Here is an 18,745-nt window from a genome sequence, read left to right as displayed (position 1 = left end):
AACTTGTGGCCCATGACCGAAGCTGGGACCACGCCCTCCAATTTCATCTCCGACATCGTCGCCGGTGACATCGAACGCGGCACCCATGGCGGACGTGTCCAGACCCGGTTCCCACCCGAGCCAAACGGCTTCCTCCACATCGGCCACGCCAAGGCCATCGTCGTCGACTTCGGCACGGCGCAGGACTTCGGGGGAACCTGTTACCTCCGCCTCGACGACACGAACCCTGAAACGGAGGAGGAGGCGTTCGTCGACTCCATCGTGGGCGACATCGCGTGGCTGGGTTACGAGCCCGCCGAGGTGTGCCACGCGTCGGACTACTTCGAACAGTTGTACACCTGGGCCGAGGACTTCATCAGCCGCGGCCTGGCCTACGTGGACGAGCAGGACAGCGAGACCATTTCCGCGGGTCGCGGTGGGTACGGCAAGCCGGGCATCGAGAGCCCCTTCCGTGACCGCTCCCCCGAGGAGAGCCTCGAAATCTTCCGGGGCATGCGTGCGGGCAAGTTCCCCGACGGCTCCCGCGTGCTGCGCGCACGTATCGACATGCAGCACGAGAACATGCAGCTGCGCGACCCCATCATGTATCGCATCCGCAACATGTCCCACCACCGCACCGGCGACACGTGGGCCATCTACCCCACCTACGACTGGGCCCACGGGCAGAGCGACGCCATCGAGGGTGTCACGCACTCCATCTGCACGCTGGAGTTCGAGACCCACCGTCCTCTCTACGAGTGGTTCCTGTCGCACCTGGAGCTGGAGCAGGCACCGCCCAAGCAGATCGAGTTCGCGCGGCTGGAACTCACCCACACCGTCACCTCCAAGCGGCGGCTGGCCCGCTTGGTGGCCGACGGCGTGGTGGACGGGTGGGACGACGCCCGCATGCCGACGCTGAGCGGCCTGCGCCGTCGTGGCTACCCCGCCGAGGCCATCCGTAGCTTCTGCCGCGAGGTGGGCACCACCCGCACGAACAGCCGCCACTCCATCGAGGCGCTGGAGTCCTATGTCCGCAAGGTCCACAACGTCCGCGCGCAGCGTCGCATGGCTGTTCTGCACCCCCTGCGGCTCGTGCTGGACAACTGGCCCAGCGACGCCGACGGCAACCCCGTGGTGGAGTACTTCGAGGTGGCCAACAACCCGGAACGCGAAGAGGACGGCACCCGCCAGGTGGCGTTCAGCGGCGAGTTGTGGATCGAACAGGAGGACTTCGCCGAGGTCCCTCCCCCCAAGTACTTCCGGCTCTCCCCCGGCCGTGAAGTGCGCCTCCGCGGCGCCTACCTCGTGACCGCCACCACCGTGGACAAGGACGACGACGGCAACGTCGTGACGGTGCACGCCACCTACGATCCCGCCAGCAAGGGCGGGACCGCAGCGGACGGCCGCAAGGTGAAGTCGACCATGCACTGGGTCTCTGCCCACCACGCCGTCGACGGGACAGCCGCGCTCTACGGCCGCCTCTTCACAGCCGAGGCCCCGGGCGAGCGCACAGGTGAGGCCCTTGATGACCTGAACCCCGATTCGCGGGAACTGCTGACTGCCTGCCGCCTCGAGGCGGCGCTCGCGGACGCCACCCCCGGCGAGGTCGTGCAGTTCGAGAGGCTCGGCTACTTCGCCGTCGACCCGGACCAGCCGGGTCTTTTCCACCGCACCGTGGGATTGCGCGACGAATGGGCCGCCATCCAGAAGCGCAAGGGCTGACGGCTGGCTCTCCAGCCGGCTGTGTGGCTGGCTGTGTGAGCGCGCGTGGCTTCGTCGTTCAACTTTCTGGACGCCGGACGTTCTCCTCGGGTCGCACGCCTTCAGCTGGTGACTCCTCTTCCTCCCCCAGGAGTTGAACGGCCCCGGCCGTCAGGACGCAGGAAGGCCCGCACCCTTGATGGGTGCGGGCCTTCCTGTGTGACGTGGTGTCAGATCACTTGAGGATCTTGACGACGTTGCCGGCGCCGACGGTGCGGCCGCCCTCACGGATGGCGAACTTGAGGTTCTCCTCCATGGCGATGGGCTTGTTGAGGTGGACAGTCATTTCCGTGTTGTCGCCGGGCATGACCATGTCGGTGCCCTCGGGGAGCTGAACGACACCGGTCACGTCGGTGGTGCGGAAGTAGAACTGCGGGGAGTAGTTGGAGAAGAACGGCTTGTGACGGCCACCCTCTTCCTTGTTCAGCACGTAGACGTTGGCCTCGAAGTCGGTGTGCGGCGTGGCCGACCCCGGCTTGATGATGACCATGCCGCGCTCGACGTCTTCCTTCTTGGTGCCGCGCAGCAGCAGGCCGACGTTCTCGCCAGCGCGACCCTCGTCGAGGATCTTGCGGAACATCTCGACACCGGTGACGGTGCTGGTCTGCTTGGCTTCGCGGATGCCAATGATGTCAACGGTTTCGCCGGTCTTGACGATGCCGCGCTCGATGCGGCCGGTGATGACGGTTCCACGACCGGTGATCGTGAAGACGTCCTCAACGGGCATGAGGAAGGGCTTCTCGGTGTCGCGCTCGGGCTGCGGGATGGACTCATCCACGGCATCCATGAGCTCGAGGATGGTCTTGCCCCACTTCTCATCGCCCTGCAGCGCCGGGTAGGCGGCAACGCGGACGATCGGGAGGTTCTCACCATCGAAGCCCTGGGCTTCCAGGATCTCGCGGAGCTCCATCTCGACCAGCTCGATGAGGTCAGCGTCCTCTTCCGAGATCATGTCGCACTTGTTCAGGGCGACGACAATCGCGGGGACACCCACCTGACGGGCGAGCAGGATGTGCTCGTGCGTCTGGGCCATCGGGCCGTCGGTGGCGGCCACGACCAGGATCGCGCCGTCCATCTGGGCTGCACCGGTGATCATGTTCTTGACGTAGTCAGCGTGCCCGGGGCAGTCGACGTGCGCGTAGTGACGCTTCTCCGTCTGGTACTCGACGTGCGAGATGGAGATGGTGATACCGCGCTGACGCTCTTCGGGCGCCTTGTCGATCGTGTCGAACGCCGAGACAGCGTTCAGAGTGGGGTACGCGTCATGCAGCACCTTCGTGATCGCCGCGGTGAGAGTGGTCTTGCCGTGGTCGACGTGTCCGATGGTGCCGATGTTGCAGTGCGGCTTGGTCCGCTCAAACTTGGCCTTTGCCACGTGGGCTCCTTCTGGGATTCCACCCCGCACCTTGCGAGGCAAACATGTTTTTGGGTCTTCCCTGATATCCGGGCACAGGGAACCTCACCAGTCTTGTGCAGGAATCCGCCATAGTCAAACCGAGACGACTTCTCAGCACGCATGATCCCCCCATCAAACACGAAAAAACGACCGGGCGCCACCTGAGAGGTGGCGCCCGGTCGAAACTGCTCATAACCATCATCGCTCACGCGAGGTGAGCGGGCGGTCACACGGGGCCGAGGCCCCATGTGTCACTCGCCGCCGCGTGCCTTGGCGACGATTTCTTCGGAGACGCTGCGCGGCGTCTCGGCGTAGGAATCGAACTCCATGGAGTACGACGCCTGGCCGGACGTCTTGGAGCGCAGGTCACCGACGTAGCCGAACATCTCGGACAACGGCACGAGTGCCTTGACCACACGGTTGCCGTGGGCCTCGTCCATCGACTGCATCTGGCCACGACGGGAGTTCAGGTCACCGATGACGGTGCCCAGGTAGTCCTCCGGCGTGGTGACCTCGACGGCCATGACCGGCTCCAGGATGGCGGGGTCGGCGCGACGTGCGGCCTCCTTGAAGACCATGGACCCGGCCAGCTTGAACGCGAGCTCCGAGGAGTCGACGTCGTGGTAGGCACCATCGGTCAGGGTGACCTTGATGTCTTCCACGGGGTAACCGGCGAGGACACCGAACTGCATGGCGTCCTTGATGCCGGCGTCCACTGCCGGGATGTACTCACGCGGGATGCGACCACCGGTGACACCGTTGACGAACTCGTAGCCCGTGCCCGGCTCCGTCGGCTCAAGGCTGACGATGACGCGGGCGTACTGGCCGGAACCACCGGACTGCTTCTTGTGGGTGTACTCCACCTTTTCGACAGCCTTGCGAAGCGTTTCGCGGTAGGCCACCTGGGGCTTGCCGATGTTGGCTTCCACCTTGAACTCGCGACGCATGCGGTCGATGAGCACCTCGAGGTGCAGCTCGCCCATGCCGGCGATGATCGTCTGACCGGTTTCCTCGTCGGTGTGGACGCGGAAGGTGGGGTCCTCCTCGGCGAGGCGCTGAATGGCCAGGCCGAGCTTCTCCTGGTCCGACTTCGTCTTCGGCTCGATGGCCTGTTCGATGACGGGTGCGGGGAAGGTCATGGACTCGAGAACGATCGGGTTGCTCGGGTCGGACAAGGTCTCACCGGTGGTGGTGTCCTTGAGACCCATCACTGCGCAGATCATGCCGGCGCCGATGGAGTCGATCTCCTCGCGCTTGTTGGCGTGCATCTGGTAGATCTTGCCGATGCGCTCCTTCTTGCCCTTGGTGGTGTTGAGCACCGAGGAACCAGCGGTGAGAACACCGGAGTACACGCGGATGAACGTCAGCTTGCCCAGGTGCGGGTCAGCTGCCACCTTGAACGCAAGGATCGACAGCGGCTCGTCGTTGGACGGGTGCCGCTCCATGACAACGGACTCGTTGCCCGGCTTGAAGCCGGCGATGGCGGGAACGTCCATGGGGGACGGCAGGTAGTCGATGACCGCGTCGAGCAGGGGCTGCACGCCCTTGTTCTTGAACGAGCTGCCGCAAACGACCGCAGTGAAGTGGTTGTTCAGCACACCCTTGCGGATGCCGGCCTTCAACTGCTCGACGTTCGGCTCCTCGCCCTCGAGGTACATCTCCATGAGATCGTCGTCAATCTCGGAGACCTTCTCCAGCATCTCGGCACGGGCCGCCAACGCCTTGTCCAGCAGGTCCGCGGGGATCTCCTCGACGTCGTAGTCCTCGCCGATCTCGGTTTCGCCGTGCCACGTCAGGGCACGCATCTGCACCAGGTCGATGACACCGACGAAGTCGCCCTCGGAACCGATCGGCAGCTGCAGCACCACAGCAGTGGTGTTGAGGCGCTCGCGAATGGTACGGACGCAGAAGTCGAACGACGCACCCGTGCGGTCGAGCTTGTTGACGTAGCAGATGCGCGGGACGCCGTACTTGGTGGCCTGTCGCCACACCGTCTGGGTCTGCGGCTCGACACCGGCGACACCGTCGAACACTGCGACGGCGCCGTCGAGGACGCGGAGCGAACGCTCCACCTCGACGGTGAAGTCAACGTGACCGGGGGTGTCGATGATGTTGATGAGGTAGTCGTGCCAGAAGCACGTGGTGGCGGCGGACGTGATGGTGATGCCGCGCTCCTGCTCCTGCTCCATCCAGTCCATCGTGGCGCCGCCATCGTGCACTTCACCGATTTTGTAGTTCTTGCCGGTGTAGAAGAGGATGCGCTCGGTCGTGGTGGTCTTACCGGCATCGATGTGGGCCATGATGCCGATATTGCGGACCTTGGTCAGGTCGATGTTCGCCACTGGTAATCCTTATTCTTGTTCTTGCAAAAAGTAATGGAAGGTGAGGCGCCCCCAAACCCCTGACGGGGTTCGGGGGCGGCACAATCACCAGCGGTAATGCGCGAAGGCGCGGTTGGCCTCAGCCATCTTGTGGGTGTCCTCGCGACGCTTCACGGCGGCACCGAGGCCGTTGGAAGCATCGAGGATCTCGTTCTGGAGACGCTCGGTCATCGTCTTCTCGCGACGTGCGCGGGAGAAGCTGACCAGCCAGCGCAGGGCCAGCGTGGTCTGACGGCCGGGCTTGACCTCGATGGGCACCTGGTAGGTGGCGCCACCGACGCGGCGGGACTTCACCTCGACGGAGGGCTTGACGTTGTCCAGTGCACGCTTGAGCGTCTGCACGGGATCGGTGCCGGTCTTGGTGCGCGTACCTTCGAGAGCCTCGTACACGATGCCCTGGGCGACGGTCTTCTTGCCGTCGACCAGGATCTTGCTGACCAGCTGGGAAACCAGCGTGGAGCCGTAGACGGGATCAATGATGATGGGGCGCTTCGGCGCTGGACCCTTGCGAGGCATTACTTCTCCTTCTTGGCGCCGTAGCGGCTACGAGCCTGCTTGCGGCCCTTGACACCCTGGGTGTCGAGGGAGCCGCGGACGATCTTGTATCGGACACCGGGCAGGTCCTTGACCCGGCCTCCGCGCACCAGCACCATCGAGTGCTCCTGCAGGTTGTGGCCGACACCAGGGATGTAGGCGGTGACTTCAATGCCGGAGCTCAGTCGCACACGCGCGACCTTGCGCAGGGCAGAGTTCGGCTTCTTGGGCGTGGTGGTGTACACACGCGTGCACACGCCACGGCGCTGGGGCGAACCCTTGAGCGCGGGCGTATTGCTCGTGGACGTTTTGTCGGACCGACCCTTTCGGACCAGCTGCTGAATCGTTGGCACCTTGTTGGCATCACTTTCGTTGTCTGGATTTGCTAATCCTTGGGCGGGCAGCCGTAGAACTGGGCTAGCGGGTCACCGTTTCCACTCACCTGGTGCTGCTGGCTGCCGTGCGGACTCGGAGAACATCCCGAACTCTTCGCAACGAATAAGGCTCGCGGATCCTGCCAGGCACGCACACAATGCCCGCGAGTGCGGACACAGTTGCCAAGATTACCTCGCGCCCACCGCTCGGTCAAAACCGCGTGCTGTCCCCCACCCCGGACAGCACAACGGCGGGATGCCCCGGAGGGCACCCCGCCGTCGTGGCGAAGATGAGCGGGCGGTATCAGTTGCGCACACCGCGCGACTTGTTGAACACGTCGAAGGCGACGGCGGCCAGCAGGACGAGGCCCTTGATGAACTGCTGCACGTCGCTGCCCAGCCCCATCAGGTACATGCCGAAGTTCAGCGTGGCCATGATGAGACCACCGAGCATGGCGCCGATGACCGTGCCGACGCCGCCGGTGACGGCCGCTCCACCGATGAAGCACGCCGCGATGGCGTCCAGCTCGAACATGTTGCCGGCGTTGGGGCCGGCCGAGTTGGAGCGTGCAGTGAAGGCGATGCCCGCAATGGCGCCAATGAAACCGTTGTTGACGAACAGCAGGAAGTCAATCTTCTTGGTGTTGATGCCCGAGAGCTTCGCCGCGGTGAGGTTGCCACCGCGGGCATAAACGCTGCGCCCGAAGACGGAGCGGTTCATCACGGTGGTGTAGATCGCCACGAGCACACCGAGGACCACCACGATGATGGGGATGCCGGCGTACTGGGACAGCTGCCACGCGACCAGGAGAATGAACGCGGCCGTCACCGCGGCGCGCACGATGAACCAGGCCTGCGGCTCCTGCTCAAGCCCGAGCTTCTGCCGGCCCATGCGCTCACGGACCTCAAGGACCACCAGCACTGCCGCCACGATCGCACCGATGGCCATCGTGATGGGGTCGACGCCCACACCACGCTCCCCCATACGCGGGAGGAACCCGGCACCGATGGCGACATAGGAGTCCGGGAACGGCGTGATGGGGATGTTGCCCAGGGTGATCTGCGCCAGACCCCGGAACGTCAGCATGCCGCCGAGCGTCACGATGAACGCGGGAATCCCCACATAGGCCACCCATATACCCTGCCAGGCACCGACGACGCAGCCGATGAACAGACCGCCGATGACGGCGACCCACCATGGAAGCCCCCAGGTGACGGTGATGACACCCGTCACGGCACCAATGAGGGCCACGACGGAGCCCACCGACAAGTCGATGTGCCCGGCGATGATCACCATCACCATGCCGATGGCAAGGATCAGGATGTAGGAGTTCCCGTTGAGGACCGACGTGATGTTCTGCGGGGTGAGCAGCGAGCCGTCGGTCAGGAACTGCATGAGGGCGAGGAGGACAAGGAAGGCCACGAGCAGACCCACGGTCCGCAACTGTGACATGAGGTAGGAGACAATCCCCTTCTCACGCGCCTTCTTGATGGGCGCTGTCGTCTCTGTCGACATCTTCTCAGTCCTTCTCGAGGGTCATGTAACGAATGAGGGTTTCCGGCGTGGCGTCGGCCACGGGGAAGTCGCCGGTGATGCGGCCTTCGGCGAGGGTGTAGATGCGGTCGCAGATACCGAGGAGTTCCGGCAACTCCGAACTGATGACGATGACGGCCTTGCCGGCGTCAACGAGCTGGTTGATGATGCCGTAGATCTCGAACTTGGCGCCCACGTCGATGCCACGTGTGGGCTCATCGAGGATCAGCACTTCAGGTTCCGTGAACATCCACTTGCTCAGGACCACCTTCTGCTGGTTGCCACCGGAGAGTGTCCCGGTCTTGACAGCCACGCTGGGGGCCTTGATCCGCATGGAGCGACGGTAGTCGTTGGCGACGACCGTTTCCCTGTTGCCGTCCACCCATCCGTTCGGGGCGAGTTTCGGCAGTCCCGCGAGCGAGATGTTGCGCTTGATGTCCTCGATGAGGTTGAGACCGTACTTCTTGCGGTCCTCCGTGGCGTACGCGATGCCGTGACGGATCGCGGCACCGGTGCTCTTGGCCTCGATGGGGTTCCCATCCAGGTAGAGCTGCCCGGAGATGTTGGAGCCGTAGCTGTGCCCGAAAACGCTCATGGCCAGTTCCGTGCGGCCGGCACCCATCAGGCCGGCGATGCCGACGACCTCACCGGCGCGGACAACAACGTTGGCATGGTCGACGACAACGCGGTCGTGCTGCTGGGGGTGGTGGACGGTCCAGTTCTCGATACGAAGGACTTCCGCACCGATGTGGGACTCCCGTTCGGGGTACCGATTGGTGAGTTCTCGACCCACCATCCCCTTGATGATCCGGTCCTCGGACACCTCCCCTGACTGAAGGTCCAGGGTTTCGATGACCTGACCGTCGCGGATCACGGTGACGTGATTGGCGATGGCGCGGATCTCGTTGAGCTTGTGGCTGATGATGATGCAGGTGACACCCTGGTCACGCAGGCCGCGGATCAGGTCCAGCAGGTGCGCGGAGTCCTCGTCATTCAGGGCGGCAGTGGGCTCGTCGAGGATGAGCAGTTTGACGTCCTTGCTCATGGCCTTCGCGATCTCGACCAACTGCTGTTTGCCGACGCCGATGTCCATGATCTTGGTGGCGGGGTTCTCCCGCAGACCCACGCGCCGCAGCAGCTCCGCCGCCTGCACGTTGGTGGCGTTCCAGTCGATGAGGAGACCGGACTTGCGTTCGTTGCCGAGGAAGATGTTCTCGGCGATGGAGAGGTAGGGGCTGAGCGCCAACTCCTGGTGGATGATGACGACGCCGGCCTTCTCCGAATCCCGGATACTGCCGAAGGTGACCTCCTCGCCTTCCAGGATGATCTGACCCTCGTAGTCCCCGTGCGGGTAGACGCCCGAGAGGACCTTCATGAGTGTGGACTTGCCCGCACCGTTCTCGCCGCAGATGGCGTGAACCTCTCCCCGCTCAACCTGAATGGTCACGTCGGAGAGCGCTTTGACGCCCGGGAAGGTCTTGGTGATGCTGCGCATCTCCAGGATGTGATCGTTCACGATTCCGCCTTCGTATAGGGAGTGTCAGAAGAAGGGGCCGGAACCTGACGGTCCCAGCCCCCTTCTTCCGGTCGGGACCTACTTGCCTGACTCGACCTGCTCCTTGGTGTAGTACCCGGAGTCAACCACAACTTCCATGAGGTTGTCCTTGGTTACGACAACGGATTCCAGGAGGAACGCGGGAACGACCTTGACCTTGTTGTCGTAGGTCTTCGTGTCGTTCACCTCGGGCTCCTTGCCCTGCAGCACGGCGTCGACCATGTCGACGGCCTTGGCGGCGAGCTCACGGGTGTCCTTGAGGATGGTGGAGTACTGGTCGCCATCAAGGATCAGCTTGCAGGACGGCACTTCTGCGTCCTGGCCGGTGATGATCGGGACCGGGGCGCCCGCACCCTGGATGGAGGTGAGCACACCGCGCGAGAGACCGTCGTAGGCGCACAGTGCGCCGTCCATCTTCTCGCCCTGTGCGTAGAAGCCACCCAGGATGGCGTCGCAACGCTTCTGGGCCTCTTCCTGCTTCCAGTACGGGGTCGCGGTCTGCTCCAGCGTCGTCTGACCGGACTGGACCTTCAGGACACCGGAGTCGATGTACTTCTGGATGACACTCATGGCGCCGTTGTAGAAGAACTGCGAGTTGTTGTCGGTGACTGCGCCGGAGAAGATCTCGACGTTGAAGGGACCCTTCTTGTCGGTCTCCTTGCCCTCTGCGTCGAAGACACCGAGGCCCTGCAGCAGCGAGGTGCCCTGCTGCACGCCGACGTTCTGGTTGTCGAAGGTGACGTAGTAGTCAACGTTCGGGGTTTCGTTGATGAGTCGGTCGTAGGCGATGACCTTGACGCCCTGCTCACCGGCCTTCTTCAACCCGGTGGCCAGAGTCGTACCGTCGATCGAGGCAATGATGAGCGCCTTGGCGTTCTTGCCCAGCACGGCGTCGAGCTGCTGCTGCTGCTGGGGGATGTCGTCGTTGGCGTAGAGGAGGTCGACCTTGTAGCCCTTGTCCTCCAGCGCCTTCTTGACGTTGTTGCCGTCATCGATCCAACGCTGCGACGTCTTGGTGGGCATGAGCACACCGACGAGCGCACCTGCACCGTCGCCGCCACCGGGCGACTCGCCGTCCGTGGGAGTCGTGGTGTCGTTGTTGCTGCACCCTGCGAGGGCGGCTGCGCCGATGACGCCGGCTGCACTGAGCCCGACCAGAAATTGCCTGCGGTCCATTCAAAATCTCCTTGTGACTGGCCGCACCAATGCGGCATTACTGGATCCTATTGCCCTCCCCCCCTCGACCTCCACGTGGGGGTCGACTTCCGGTCGGACGACCCCATTAGACCTACGCCACGAGTGGATCCACAAACGAAACACCCGCGGAATGGGTTGCGAATTGATAACGATTCGCCGCGCGAGGGCCTTTGGCCACCTCTGGGCATGCACAACGGGGAGCCGGGCGGTGTGCCCGACTCCCCGTCGTGGGTTGTCACTCAGGTGAGCTGCGCAGTCAGCGCATCTCGCCGAAGTCGATGTCGTCCAGCGGCACACCCGGCCCGCTGGCCTCGCTCCCGAAGGAGTAGTCGTACGGGTCATAGCTCATCGTGTAGGCCGTGGCCCGCGCGTCCTCGGTGGGCTCCACCCGGATGTTGCGGTACCTCTCCAGGCCGGTTCCGGCCGGGATCAGCTTGCCCAGGATGACGTTCTCCTTGAGGCCGATGAGCGAATCGCTCTTGCCCTGGATGGCGGCGTCGGTGAGCACCTTGGTCGTCTCCTGGAAGGAGGCGGCCGAGAGCCACGAGTCGGTGGCCAGGGAGGCCTTCGTGATGCCCATGAGCACGGGACGACCCTCGCCGGGCTGTCCGCCCTCGTTGAGCGACTTGCGGTTGGCAGCCTCGTAGCCCTGACGGTCCACGAGCTCACCCGGCATCATCGTGGTGTCGCCGGAGTCGATGACCGTCACGCGACGGAGCATCTGGCGCACGATGATCTCGATGTGCTTGTCGTGGATCGGGGCACCCTGCGTGCGGTACACACGCTGGACCTCGTCCACCAGGTGCTCCTGCACCCTCCGGAGACCGCGGATCCGCAGGACGTCCTGCGGGTCCACCTGACCGGCGGTGAGCTGCTGCCCCAGCACCACGCGTGCGCCGTCCCGAACGGAGTAGCGGACGCCGTTGGCATCCTCGAACTCCAGCCGTGTACGACGACCCACGGGGTACTCCAGGTCCTCGCCGCCGTCATCGCGGACGATGACGATCTTGCGGCTGCGGTCGCCGTCCTCGATGCGCACGACACCGTCGGCCTCAGCGATGGGGGCCTTGCCCTTGGGCTGGCGGGCCTCGAAGAGCTCGACCACGCGCGGCAGGCCCTGCGTGATGTCGTCCCCTGCCACACCACCGGTGTGGAAGGTACGCATCGTCAGCTGGGTGCCGGGCTCGCCGATGGACTGGGCGGCCACGATACCGACGGCCTCACCCACGTCCACGAGCAGGCCGGTGGCCAGTGAACGGCCGTAGCACAGGGCGCAGGTCCCGGTCGTCGCCTCGCAGGTCAGGACCGAGCGGACCTTGACCTCCGTGATGCCGGCCGCGATAAGGGTGTCGATGTGGGCGTCGCCCAGGTCGGTACCGGCCTTCACCAGGACGGTGCCGTCGGAGTCGACCGCGTCCACGGCGAGGGTCCGTGCGTACACGGCAGTCTCGACGTCAACGACCATCTCGGCGGTGGCGCCCTCGGTGAGAGGCTCCACCTTTTCCGAGATCGGCTTCCCGGAGGCATCCTTACCCGGCTTGCGCCACGTGGCGATGGTCTTCACGAGGCCACGCTCAGTGCCGCAGTCCTCTTCCCGAATGATGACGTCCTGGGACACGTCGACGAGTCGACGGGTCAGGTACCCCGAGTCGGCGGTACGCAGAGCCGTGTCGGCCTGCCCCTTGCGGCCACCGTGCGTGGAGATGAAGTACTCCAGAACGGACAGGCCCTCGCGGAAGTTCGACTTGATCGGTCGGGCGATGATGTCGCCCTTCGGGTTGGCCACCAGCCCTCGCATGGCGGCAATCTGACGCATCTGCGTCATGTTGCCTCGTGCACCGGAGTCGACCATCATGAAGATGGGGTTGTCGGTGGTGAAGTTGTCCTTCATCGCCTGCGTCAGCTCAGCGGTGGCGTCGTTCCAGATGTCGATGAGCTCCTGTCGACGCTCATCCTCCGTCACGGATCCACGCTCGTAGAGCTTGTCCACCTTGGTGGCACGCTCCTCGTAGCCGGCCAGGATCTCCGCCTTGTTGGGCGGGGTCTGGACGTCCGAGATGGACACCGTCACACCGGAGCGGGTTGCCCAGTGGAAACCCAGGTCCTTCAGGTTGTCCAGGGTGTGGGCCACCACGATCTTCGGGTAGCTCTCGGCCAGTTCGTTGACGATCCGCCCGAGCACCTTCTTGCCGACGACCTCGTTGATGAAGCCGAAGTCCTCAGGAAGTGCCTCGTTGAAGAGTGCACGTCCCAGGGTGGTCTCCACCAGGAACGAGCCGTCGTGGCGGGGCTGCAGCCCAGCCGGGACAACGTTGGTCAGACGCAGCTTGATGCGCGCACCCACGGCCAGATCGCCACGGTCGAAGGCCATGACGGCCTCGGACAGGGACGAGAACGCCCTGCCTGCACCAGCGTCGCCGCGCTCGGTGGTTAGGAAGTACGTGCCGATGATCATGTCCTGGGTGGGCATGGTCACGGGACGGCCATCTGCCGGCTTCAGGATGTTGTTGGTGGACAACATCAGGATGCGGGCTTCAGCCTGCGCCTCCGCGCTCAGCGGCAGGTGCACGGCCATCTGGTCACCGTCGAAGTCTGCGTTGAACGCGGTGCAGACGAGCGGGTGGATCTGGATGGCCTTGCCCTCGATGAGCTGCGGCTCGAACGCCTGGATGCCGAGGCGGTGCAGGGTGGGTGCACGGTTCAGCAGGACCGGGTGCTCCTGGATGACCTCTTCGAGGACATCCCACACCACGGGGCGCTGGCGCTCGACCATGCGCTTGGCGGCCTTGATGTTCTGGGCGTGGTTGAGGTCGTCGAGGCGCTTCATGACGAACGGCTTGAACAGCTCGAGCGCCATGGCCTTCGGCAGACCACACTGGTGCAGTTTCAGCTGCGGTCCCACCACGATGACGGAACGTCCCGAGTAGTCGACGCGCTTGCCCAGAAGGTTCTGGCGGAACCGACCCTGCTTGCCCTTCAGCATGTCCGAGATGGACTTCAGGGGCCGGTTGCCGGGGCCCGTCACCGGGCGACCACGACGACCGTTGTCGAACAGGGAGTCGACGGCCTCCTGCAGCATGCGCTTCTCGTTGTTCACGATGATCTCGGGTGCACCGAGGTCAAGCAGGCGCTTCAGGCGGTTGTTCCGGTTGATGACGCGACGGTAGAGGTCGTTCAGGTCGGAGGTGGCGAAGCGGCCACCGTCGAGCTGCACCATGGGGCGCAGGTCCGGCGGGATGACCGGGACGGCGTCCAGCACCATGCCGGCGGGGTCGTTGCCACCGCTGAGGAACGCCGCCACGACCTTGAGCCGCTTGAGGGCGCGGGTCTTGCGCTGGCCCTTGCCGGTGGCGATGGTCTCGCGAAGCGAAGCCTGCTCGGCGGCCAGGTCGAAGGTCCGGAGGCGACGCTGGATCGCCTCGGCACCCATGTAGCCCTCGAAGTACTTGCCGAAGCGCTTCGTCATCTCGCGGTAGAGGATCTCATCACCCTCGAGGTCCTGGACCTTCAGCGTCTTGAAGCGGTCCCACACCTCCTGGATGCGGTCGAGCTGGCGCTGCGTCCTGGTGCGGAGCTGCGTCATCTCCTTCTCGGCACCGTCGCGGACGCGACGCTTCATGTCCGCTTTGGCGCCCTCGGCCTCCAGTTGCGCGAGGTCCTCCTCGAGCTTGCGGGTGCGTGCCTCGATGTCGGCGTCGCGACGCTGCGCGACCTGCTTGGTCTCCACCTCGACCTTGGCCTGCAGCGACGACAGGTCGCGGTGACGCGCCTCGTCGTCGACGGCCGTGATCATGTGCGCGGCGAAGTAGATGACCTTCTCAAGGTCCTTCGGGGCAATGTCCAACAGGTAGCCGAGGCGGCTGGGGACACCCTTGAAGTACCAGATGTGGGTCACCGGTGCGGCGAGCTCCACGTGGCCCATGCGCTCACGGCGCACGTTGCTACGGGTGACCTCGACGCCACAGCGCTCACAGATGATGCCCTTGAAGCGGACACGCTTGTACTTGCCGCAGTAGCACTCCCAGTCCCGGGTGGGGCCGAAGATCTTCTCGCAGAAGAGGCCGTCGCGCTCGGGCTTGAGGGTGCGGTAGTTGATGGTCTCAGGCTTCTTGACCTCGCCATGGGACCATTCGCGAATCTGGTCGGCGCTCGCCAGGCCAATCCGCAGTTCGTCGTAGAAGTTCACGTCCAGCACGTTGATTCTCTCTCTCCCGCGCCGTATGCGCTGTCGCGGTGATTCATAAGTCTTGTGTCGTTGAGGGGACGGAGTCCCCCGGCTTCATGTCGCATGCGACGCCCGCCGGGGGTACACGGGGGCACTGCCCCCGTGGGCTCAAACTTCACCGACGTCCATGAAGTGGTCACCACCGGGGCGGCGGCCCAGGTCGATGCCGAAGTCCTCGGCGGACCGGAGGTCCTCCTCGGAGTCACGCAGGTCGATCACTCGTCCGTCGTCGGAGAGCACCTCCACGTTCAGGCAGAGGGACTTCATCTCCTTCACGAGCACCTTGAACGACTCGGGGATACCGGGCTCGGGGATGTTCTCGCCCTTGACGATGGCCTCGTAGACCTTGACGCGACCAGGCACGTCGTCGGACTTGATGGTGAGGAGCTCCTGCAGTGCCCAGGCTGCGCCATAGGCCTCGAGTGCCCACACCTCCATCTCACCGAATCGCTGGCCACCGAACTGTGCCTTACCACCCAGCGGCTGCTGCGTGATCATGGAGTACGGACCGGTGGAACGGGCGTGGATCTTGTCGTCCACGAGGTGGTGCAACTTCAGCATGTACATGTAGCCGACGCCCACCTTCTCCGGGAACGGCTCGCCGGAGCGACCATCGAAGAGGCTGGCCTTGCCGCTGGCGTCAATGAGGCGCACGTTGTCGCGCGTCGGCAGCGTGTTCTCGAGCAGACCCGTGATCTCGTTCTCCCCAGCGCCGTCGAAGACGGGGGTCGCGAGCTTGGAGTCACCCTCAACACGGCCGAGGCCGACGTCAACGAGGCGCTCCGCCCAGGCTTCCTTGACACCGGTGACGTCCCACCCGGTCTTGGCGACCCACCCGAGGTGGTTCTCCAACACCTGGCCGACGTTCATTCGCGACGGAACGCCCAGCGGGTTCAAGACGATGTCGACGGGCGTGCCGTCCTCCATGAAGGGCATGTCCTCCACGGGCAGGATCTTCGAGATGACGCCCTTGTTGCCGTGGCGTCCGGCGAGCTTGTCACCGTCGGAGATCTTGCGCTTCTGGGCCACGTGGACGCGGACCAGCTGATTGACGCCGGGGGGCAGGTCGTCGTCCTCGGCGGAGTCGAAGACGCGGACTCCGATGACGGTGCCGCTCTCGCCGTGGGGCACCTTGAGTGACGTGTCGCGCACCTCACGGGCCTTCTCGCCGAAGATGGCGCGCAGGAGGCGCTCCTCCGGGGTCAGCTCGGTCTCGCCCTTCGGCGTGACCTTGCCCACCAGGATGTCGCCCGCAGAGACCTCTGCGCCGATGCGGATGATGCCGCGCTCGTCGAGGTCGGCCAGCATCTCGTCGGAGATGTTGGGGATGTCGCGGGTGATTTCCTCGGCACCGAGCTTGGTGTCGCGGGCGTCGACCTCGTGCTCCTGGATGTGGATCGAGGTGAGGACGTCGTCCTGCACGATCCGCTGGCTCAGGATGATGGCGTCCTCGTAGTTGAGGCCCTCCCATGGCATGAATGCCACGAGGAGGTTCTTCCCGAGGGCCAGCTCACCCTTCTCCGTGCAGGGGCCGTCGGCGAGCGGCGTGCCCACCTCGACACGCTCGCCACCTGCAACCAGCGGACGCTGGTTGATGCACGTGCCTGCATTGGAGCGGACGAACTTGTCCAGCTTGTAGGTGATGTAGGTGCCGTCGTCGTTCGCGATCTCGATGAGGTCTGCGGCCACGGACTGGACCACACCCGGCTTCTTGGCCAGCGTGACGTCGCCGACGTCGACAGCGGCGCGGTATTCCATGCCGGTGCCCACGAACGGGGATTCGTTCGCGACCAGCGGGACGGCCTGACGCTGCATGTTGGCACCCATGAGGGCACGCGATGCATCGTCGTGCTCGAGGAACGGGATCAGCGCGGTGGCCACGGACACCATCTGTCGCGGGGACACGTCCATGTAATCGACTTCCTCGACCGGAACGGTGTCGGCGTCGCCGTGCTTGATGCGGACCAGCACGCGGTCCTCAGTGAGGCGACCCTGGTCGTCCATGGCGGCATTGGCCTGGGCGATCGCGTAGCGATCCTCCTCGTCGGCCGTCATGTACTGGATCTCATCGGTGACGTGGCCGTCGACGACCTTGCGGTAGGGCGTCTCGATGAAGCCGAACGCGTTCACCCGGGCGAAGGACGCCAGCGAACCGATGAGGCCGATGTTCGGGCCTTCAGGGGTTTCGATGGGGCACATGCGGCCGTAGTGCGACGAGTGGACGTCTCGGACTTCCATGCCGGCGCGGTCGCGGGAGAGACCGCCGGGGCCCAGCGCTGAGAGGCGACGCTTGTGCGTGAGGCCGGCCAGCGGGTTGTTCTGGTCCATGAACTGCGACAGCTGGGAGGTTCCGAAGAACTCCTTCAACGCCGCCGTCACGGGCCGGATGTTGATGAGCGTCTGCGGAGTGATCGCCTCGATGTCCTGCGTGGTCATGCGGTCGCGGACCACACGCTCCATGCGGCCGAGGCCGGTGCGGAGCTGGTTCTGGATCAGCTCGCCCACGGTGCGGAGGCGACGGTTGCCGAAGTGGTCAATGTCGTCGGCTTCCACCATGACGCCGTCGAGGTCGTCGAGGTGCTCGTGCAGTGCCACGATGTAGCGGATGGCGGCGACGATGTCCTCGACGGTCAGCACCTGCTTGTTGAACGGCAACTCCAGGCCGAGCTTCTTGTTGATCTTGTAGCGACCAACCTTGGCCAGGTCATAGCGCTTGGGGTTGAAGTAGTAGTTCTCCAACAGCGCCTGCGCCGCGTCACGTGCCGGGGGCTCGCCAGGGCGCAGCTTGCGGTAGATGTCGAGGAGCGCCTCGTCCTGGGTCTTGACCGAGTCCTTCTCGAGCGTGAGGCGCATCGACTCGTACTGGCCGAACTCCTCGAGGATCTTCTCCTCGCTCCAGCCGAGCGCCTTCAGCAGGACGGTGACGTTCTGCTTGCGCTTGCGGTCCAGACGCACGAACACCATGTCGCGCTTGTCGATCTCGAACTCCAGCCACGCACCGCGCGACGGAATGATCTTGGTGGAGAAAATGTCCTTGTCGGACGTCTTGTCAGGGGTCTGCTCGAAGTAGACACCCGGGGAACGGACGAGCTGCGACACGACGACGCGCTCCGTGCCGTTCACGATGAAGGTGCCCTTGTCGGTCATGAGCGGGAAGTCGCCGATGAAGACGGTCTGGCTCTTGATCTCGCCGGTGTCGTTGTTCACGAACTCGGCGGTGACGAACAGGGGTGCAGCATAGGTGGTGTCGCGGTCCTTGCACTCCTCGATGGTGTGCTTCGGCTCCTCGAAACGGTGGTCGCGGAATGACAGCGACATCGTCTCGTTGAAGTCCTCGATGGGTGAGATCTCCTCGAAGATCTCCTCCAGACCCGAGCGGGTATTGACGTCGGTGCGGCCGGCATCCAGCCGCTCCTTGACGTCGCGTTGCCAATCCTCGTTGCCAATCAGCCAGTTGTAGGAGTCAATCTGCAGGTCCAGAAGGTTGGGAACCTCGAGAGGTTCTGGGATCTTCGCGAACGAGATCCGTCCACTGGGCGAGACGACATTGGTGTTCTTCGACGCAGAGCGCGAGGCGGCCAAGATTCGGTCCTTCCAAGAACGCGATAAGCTGGTTCTCCGCATGGCAAGAGGCCCGTGTCAAATCACGGGCTTCAGTGCATAGCAGGGCAAAAAACCACTATAGGGCATGCCGGAGCAACCGCCAAACGATTCCGGGGTCACCGGAGGCGTGGGATCGATCGTCGTTGATCTGCCGTCATCATAGCCACGACTACCCGGATCCCAAGCCCCGGGGCCCCCGACACGCC

General features: G+C 64.4%; 10 protein-coding genes. 1 reads left to right on the top strand and 9 read right to left on the bottom strand.

The window, feature by feature from the left end:
* The first annotated feature begins 12 nt into the window (after window positions 1–12).
* On the top strand, window positions 13–1,701 hold the full coding sequence (locus EAX62_RS13840; RefSeq protein ID WP_121902315.1) for a glutamine--tRNA ligase/YqeY domain fusion protein: 1,689 nt from the start codon (window positions 13–15) through the stop codon (window positions 1,699–1,701).
* A gap of 214 nt (window positions 1,702–1,915) precedes the next feature.
* On the opposite strand, the gene tuf is transcribed toward EAX62_RS13840, so the two are convergent.
* The 9 genes from tuf to rpoB form a co-directional block, all read right to left on the bottom strand.
* On the bottom strand, window positions 1,916–3,115 hold the full coding sequence (gene tuf, locus EAX62_RS13835) for an elongation factor Tu (RefSeq protein ID WP_121902314.1): 1,200 nt from the start codon (window positions 3,113–3,115) through the stop codon (window positions 1,916–1,918).
* Between the two features lie 272 nt (window positions 3,116–3,387).
* The gene (gene fusA, locus EAX62_RS13830; RefSeq protein WP_121902313.1) at window positions 3,388–5,478 is read right to left on the bottom strand and encodes an elongation factor G; all 2,091 of its coding nucleotides are present in this window, start codon (window positions 5,476–5,478) and stop codon (window positions 3,388–3,390) included.
* Between the two features lie 84 nt (window positions 5,479–5,562).
* The gene (gene rpsG, locus EAX62_RS13825; RefSeq protein ID WP_121902312.1) at window positions 5,563–6,033 is read right to left on the bottom strand and encodes a 30S ribosomal protein S7; all 471 of its coding nucleotides are present in this window, start codon (window positions 6,031–6,033) and stop codon (window positions 5,563–5,565) included.
* On the bottom strand, window positions 6,033–6,404 hold the full coding sequence (gene rpsL / locus EAX62_RS13820) for a 30S ribosomal protein S12 (protein WP_121902311.1): 372 nt from the start codon (window positions 6,402–6,404) through the stop codon (window positions 6,033–6,035). Before rpsL ends, rpsG begins: the two co-directional genes overlap by 1 nt.
* 325 nt (window positions 6,405–6,729) lie before the next feature.
* A complete protein-coding gene (gene mmsB / locus EAX62_RS13815) occupies window positions 6,730–7,941 on the bottom strand; it encodes a multiple monosaccharide ABC transporter permease (protein ID WP_121902310.1) in 1,212 nt (403 codons plus the stop codon).
* Window positions 7,942–7,945: 4 nt separating this feature from the next.
* The gene (gene mmsA / locus EAX62_RS13810) at window positions 7,946–9,475 is read right to left on the bottom strand and encodes a multiple monosaccharide ABC transporter ATP-binding protein (RefSeq protein ID WP_121902309.1); all 1,530 of its coding nucleotides are present in this window, start codon (window positions 9,473–9,475) and stop codon (window positions 7,946–7,948) included.
* Window positions 9,476–9,553: 78 nt separating this feature from the next.
* Window positions 9,554–10,690 (bottom strand): multiple monosaccharide ABC transporter substrate-binding protein, encoded by a 1,137-nt coding sequence (chvE, locus tag EAX62_RS13805; protein WP_121902308.1) that lies wholly within the window; start codon window positions 10,688–10,690, stop codon window positions 9,554–9,556.
* A 277-nt stretch (window positions 10,691–10,967) separates the two neighbouring features.
* Complete coding sequence (locus EAX62_RS13800; protein WP_121902307.1) at window positions 10,968–14,906, bottom strand: DNA-directed RNA polymerase subunit beta'; 3,939 nt, start codon at window positions 14,904–14,906, stop codon at window positions 10,968–10,970.
* A 138-nt stretch (window positions 14,907–15,044) separates the two neighbouring features.
* A complete protein-coding gene (rpoB, locus tag EAX62_RS13795) occupies window positions 15,045–18,518 on the bottom strand; it encodes a DNA-directed RNA polymerase subunit beta (protein ID WP_158600685.1) in 3,474 nt (1,157 codons plus the stop codon).
* Window positions 18,519–18,745 lie beyond the last annotated feature (227 nt).

It is taken from the genome of Tessaracoccus antarcticus, from assembly GCF_003688855.1.
GTDB classification, from domain to species: domain Bacteria; phylum Actinomycetota; class Actinomycetes; order Propionibacteriales; family Propionibacteriaceae; genus Arachnia; species Arachnia antarctica.
The sequence above is the reverse complement of the archived record's forward strand: the minus strand, read 5'-3'. Positions and strand labels throughout refer to the sequence as shown.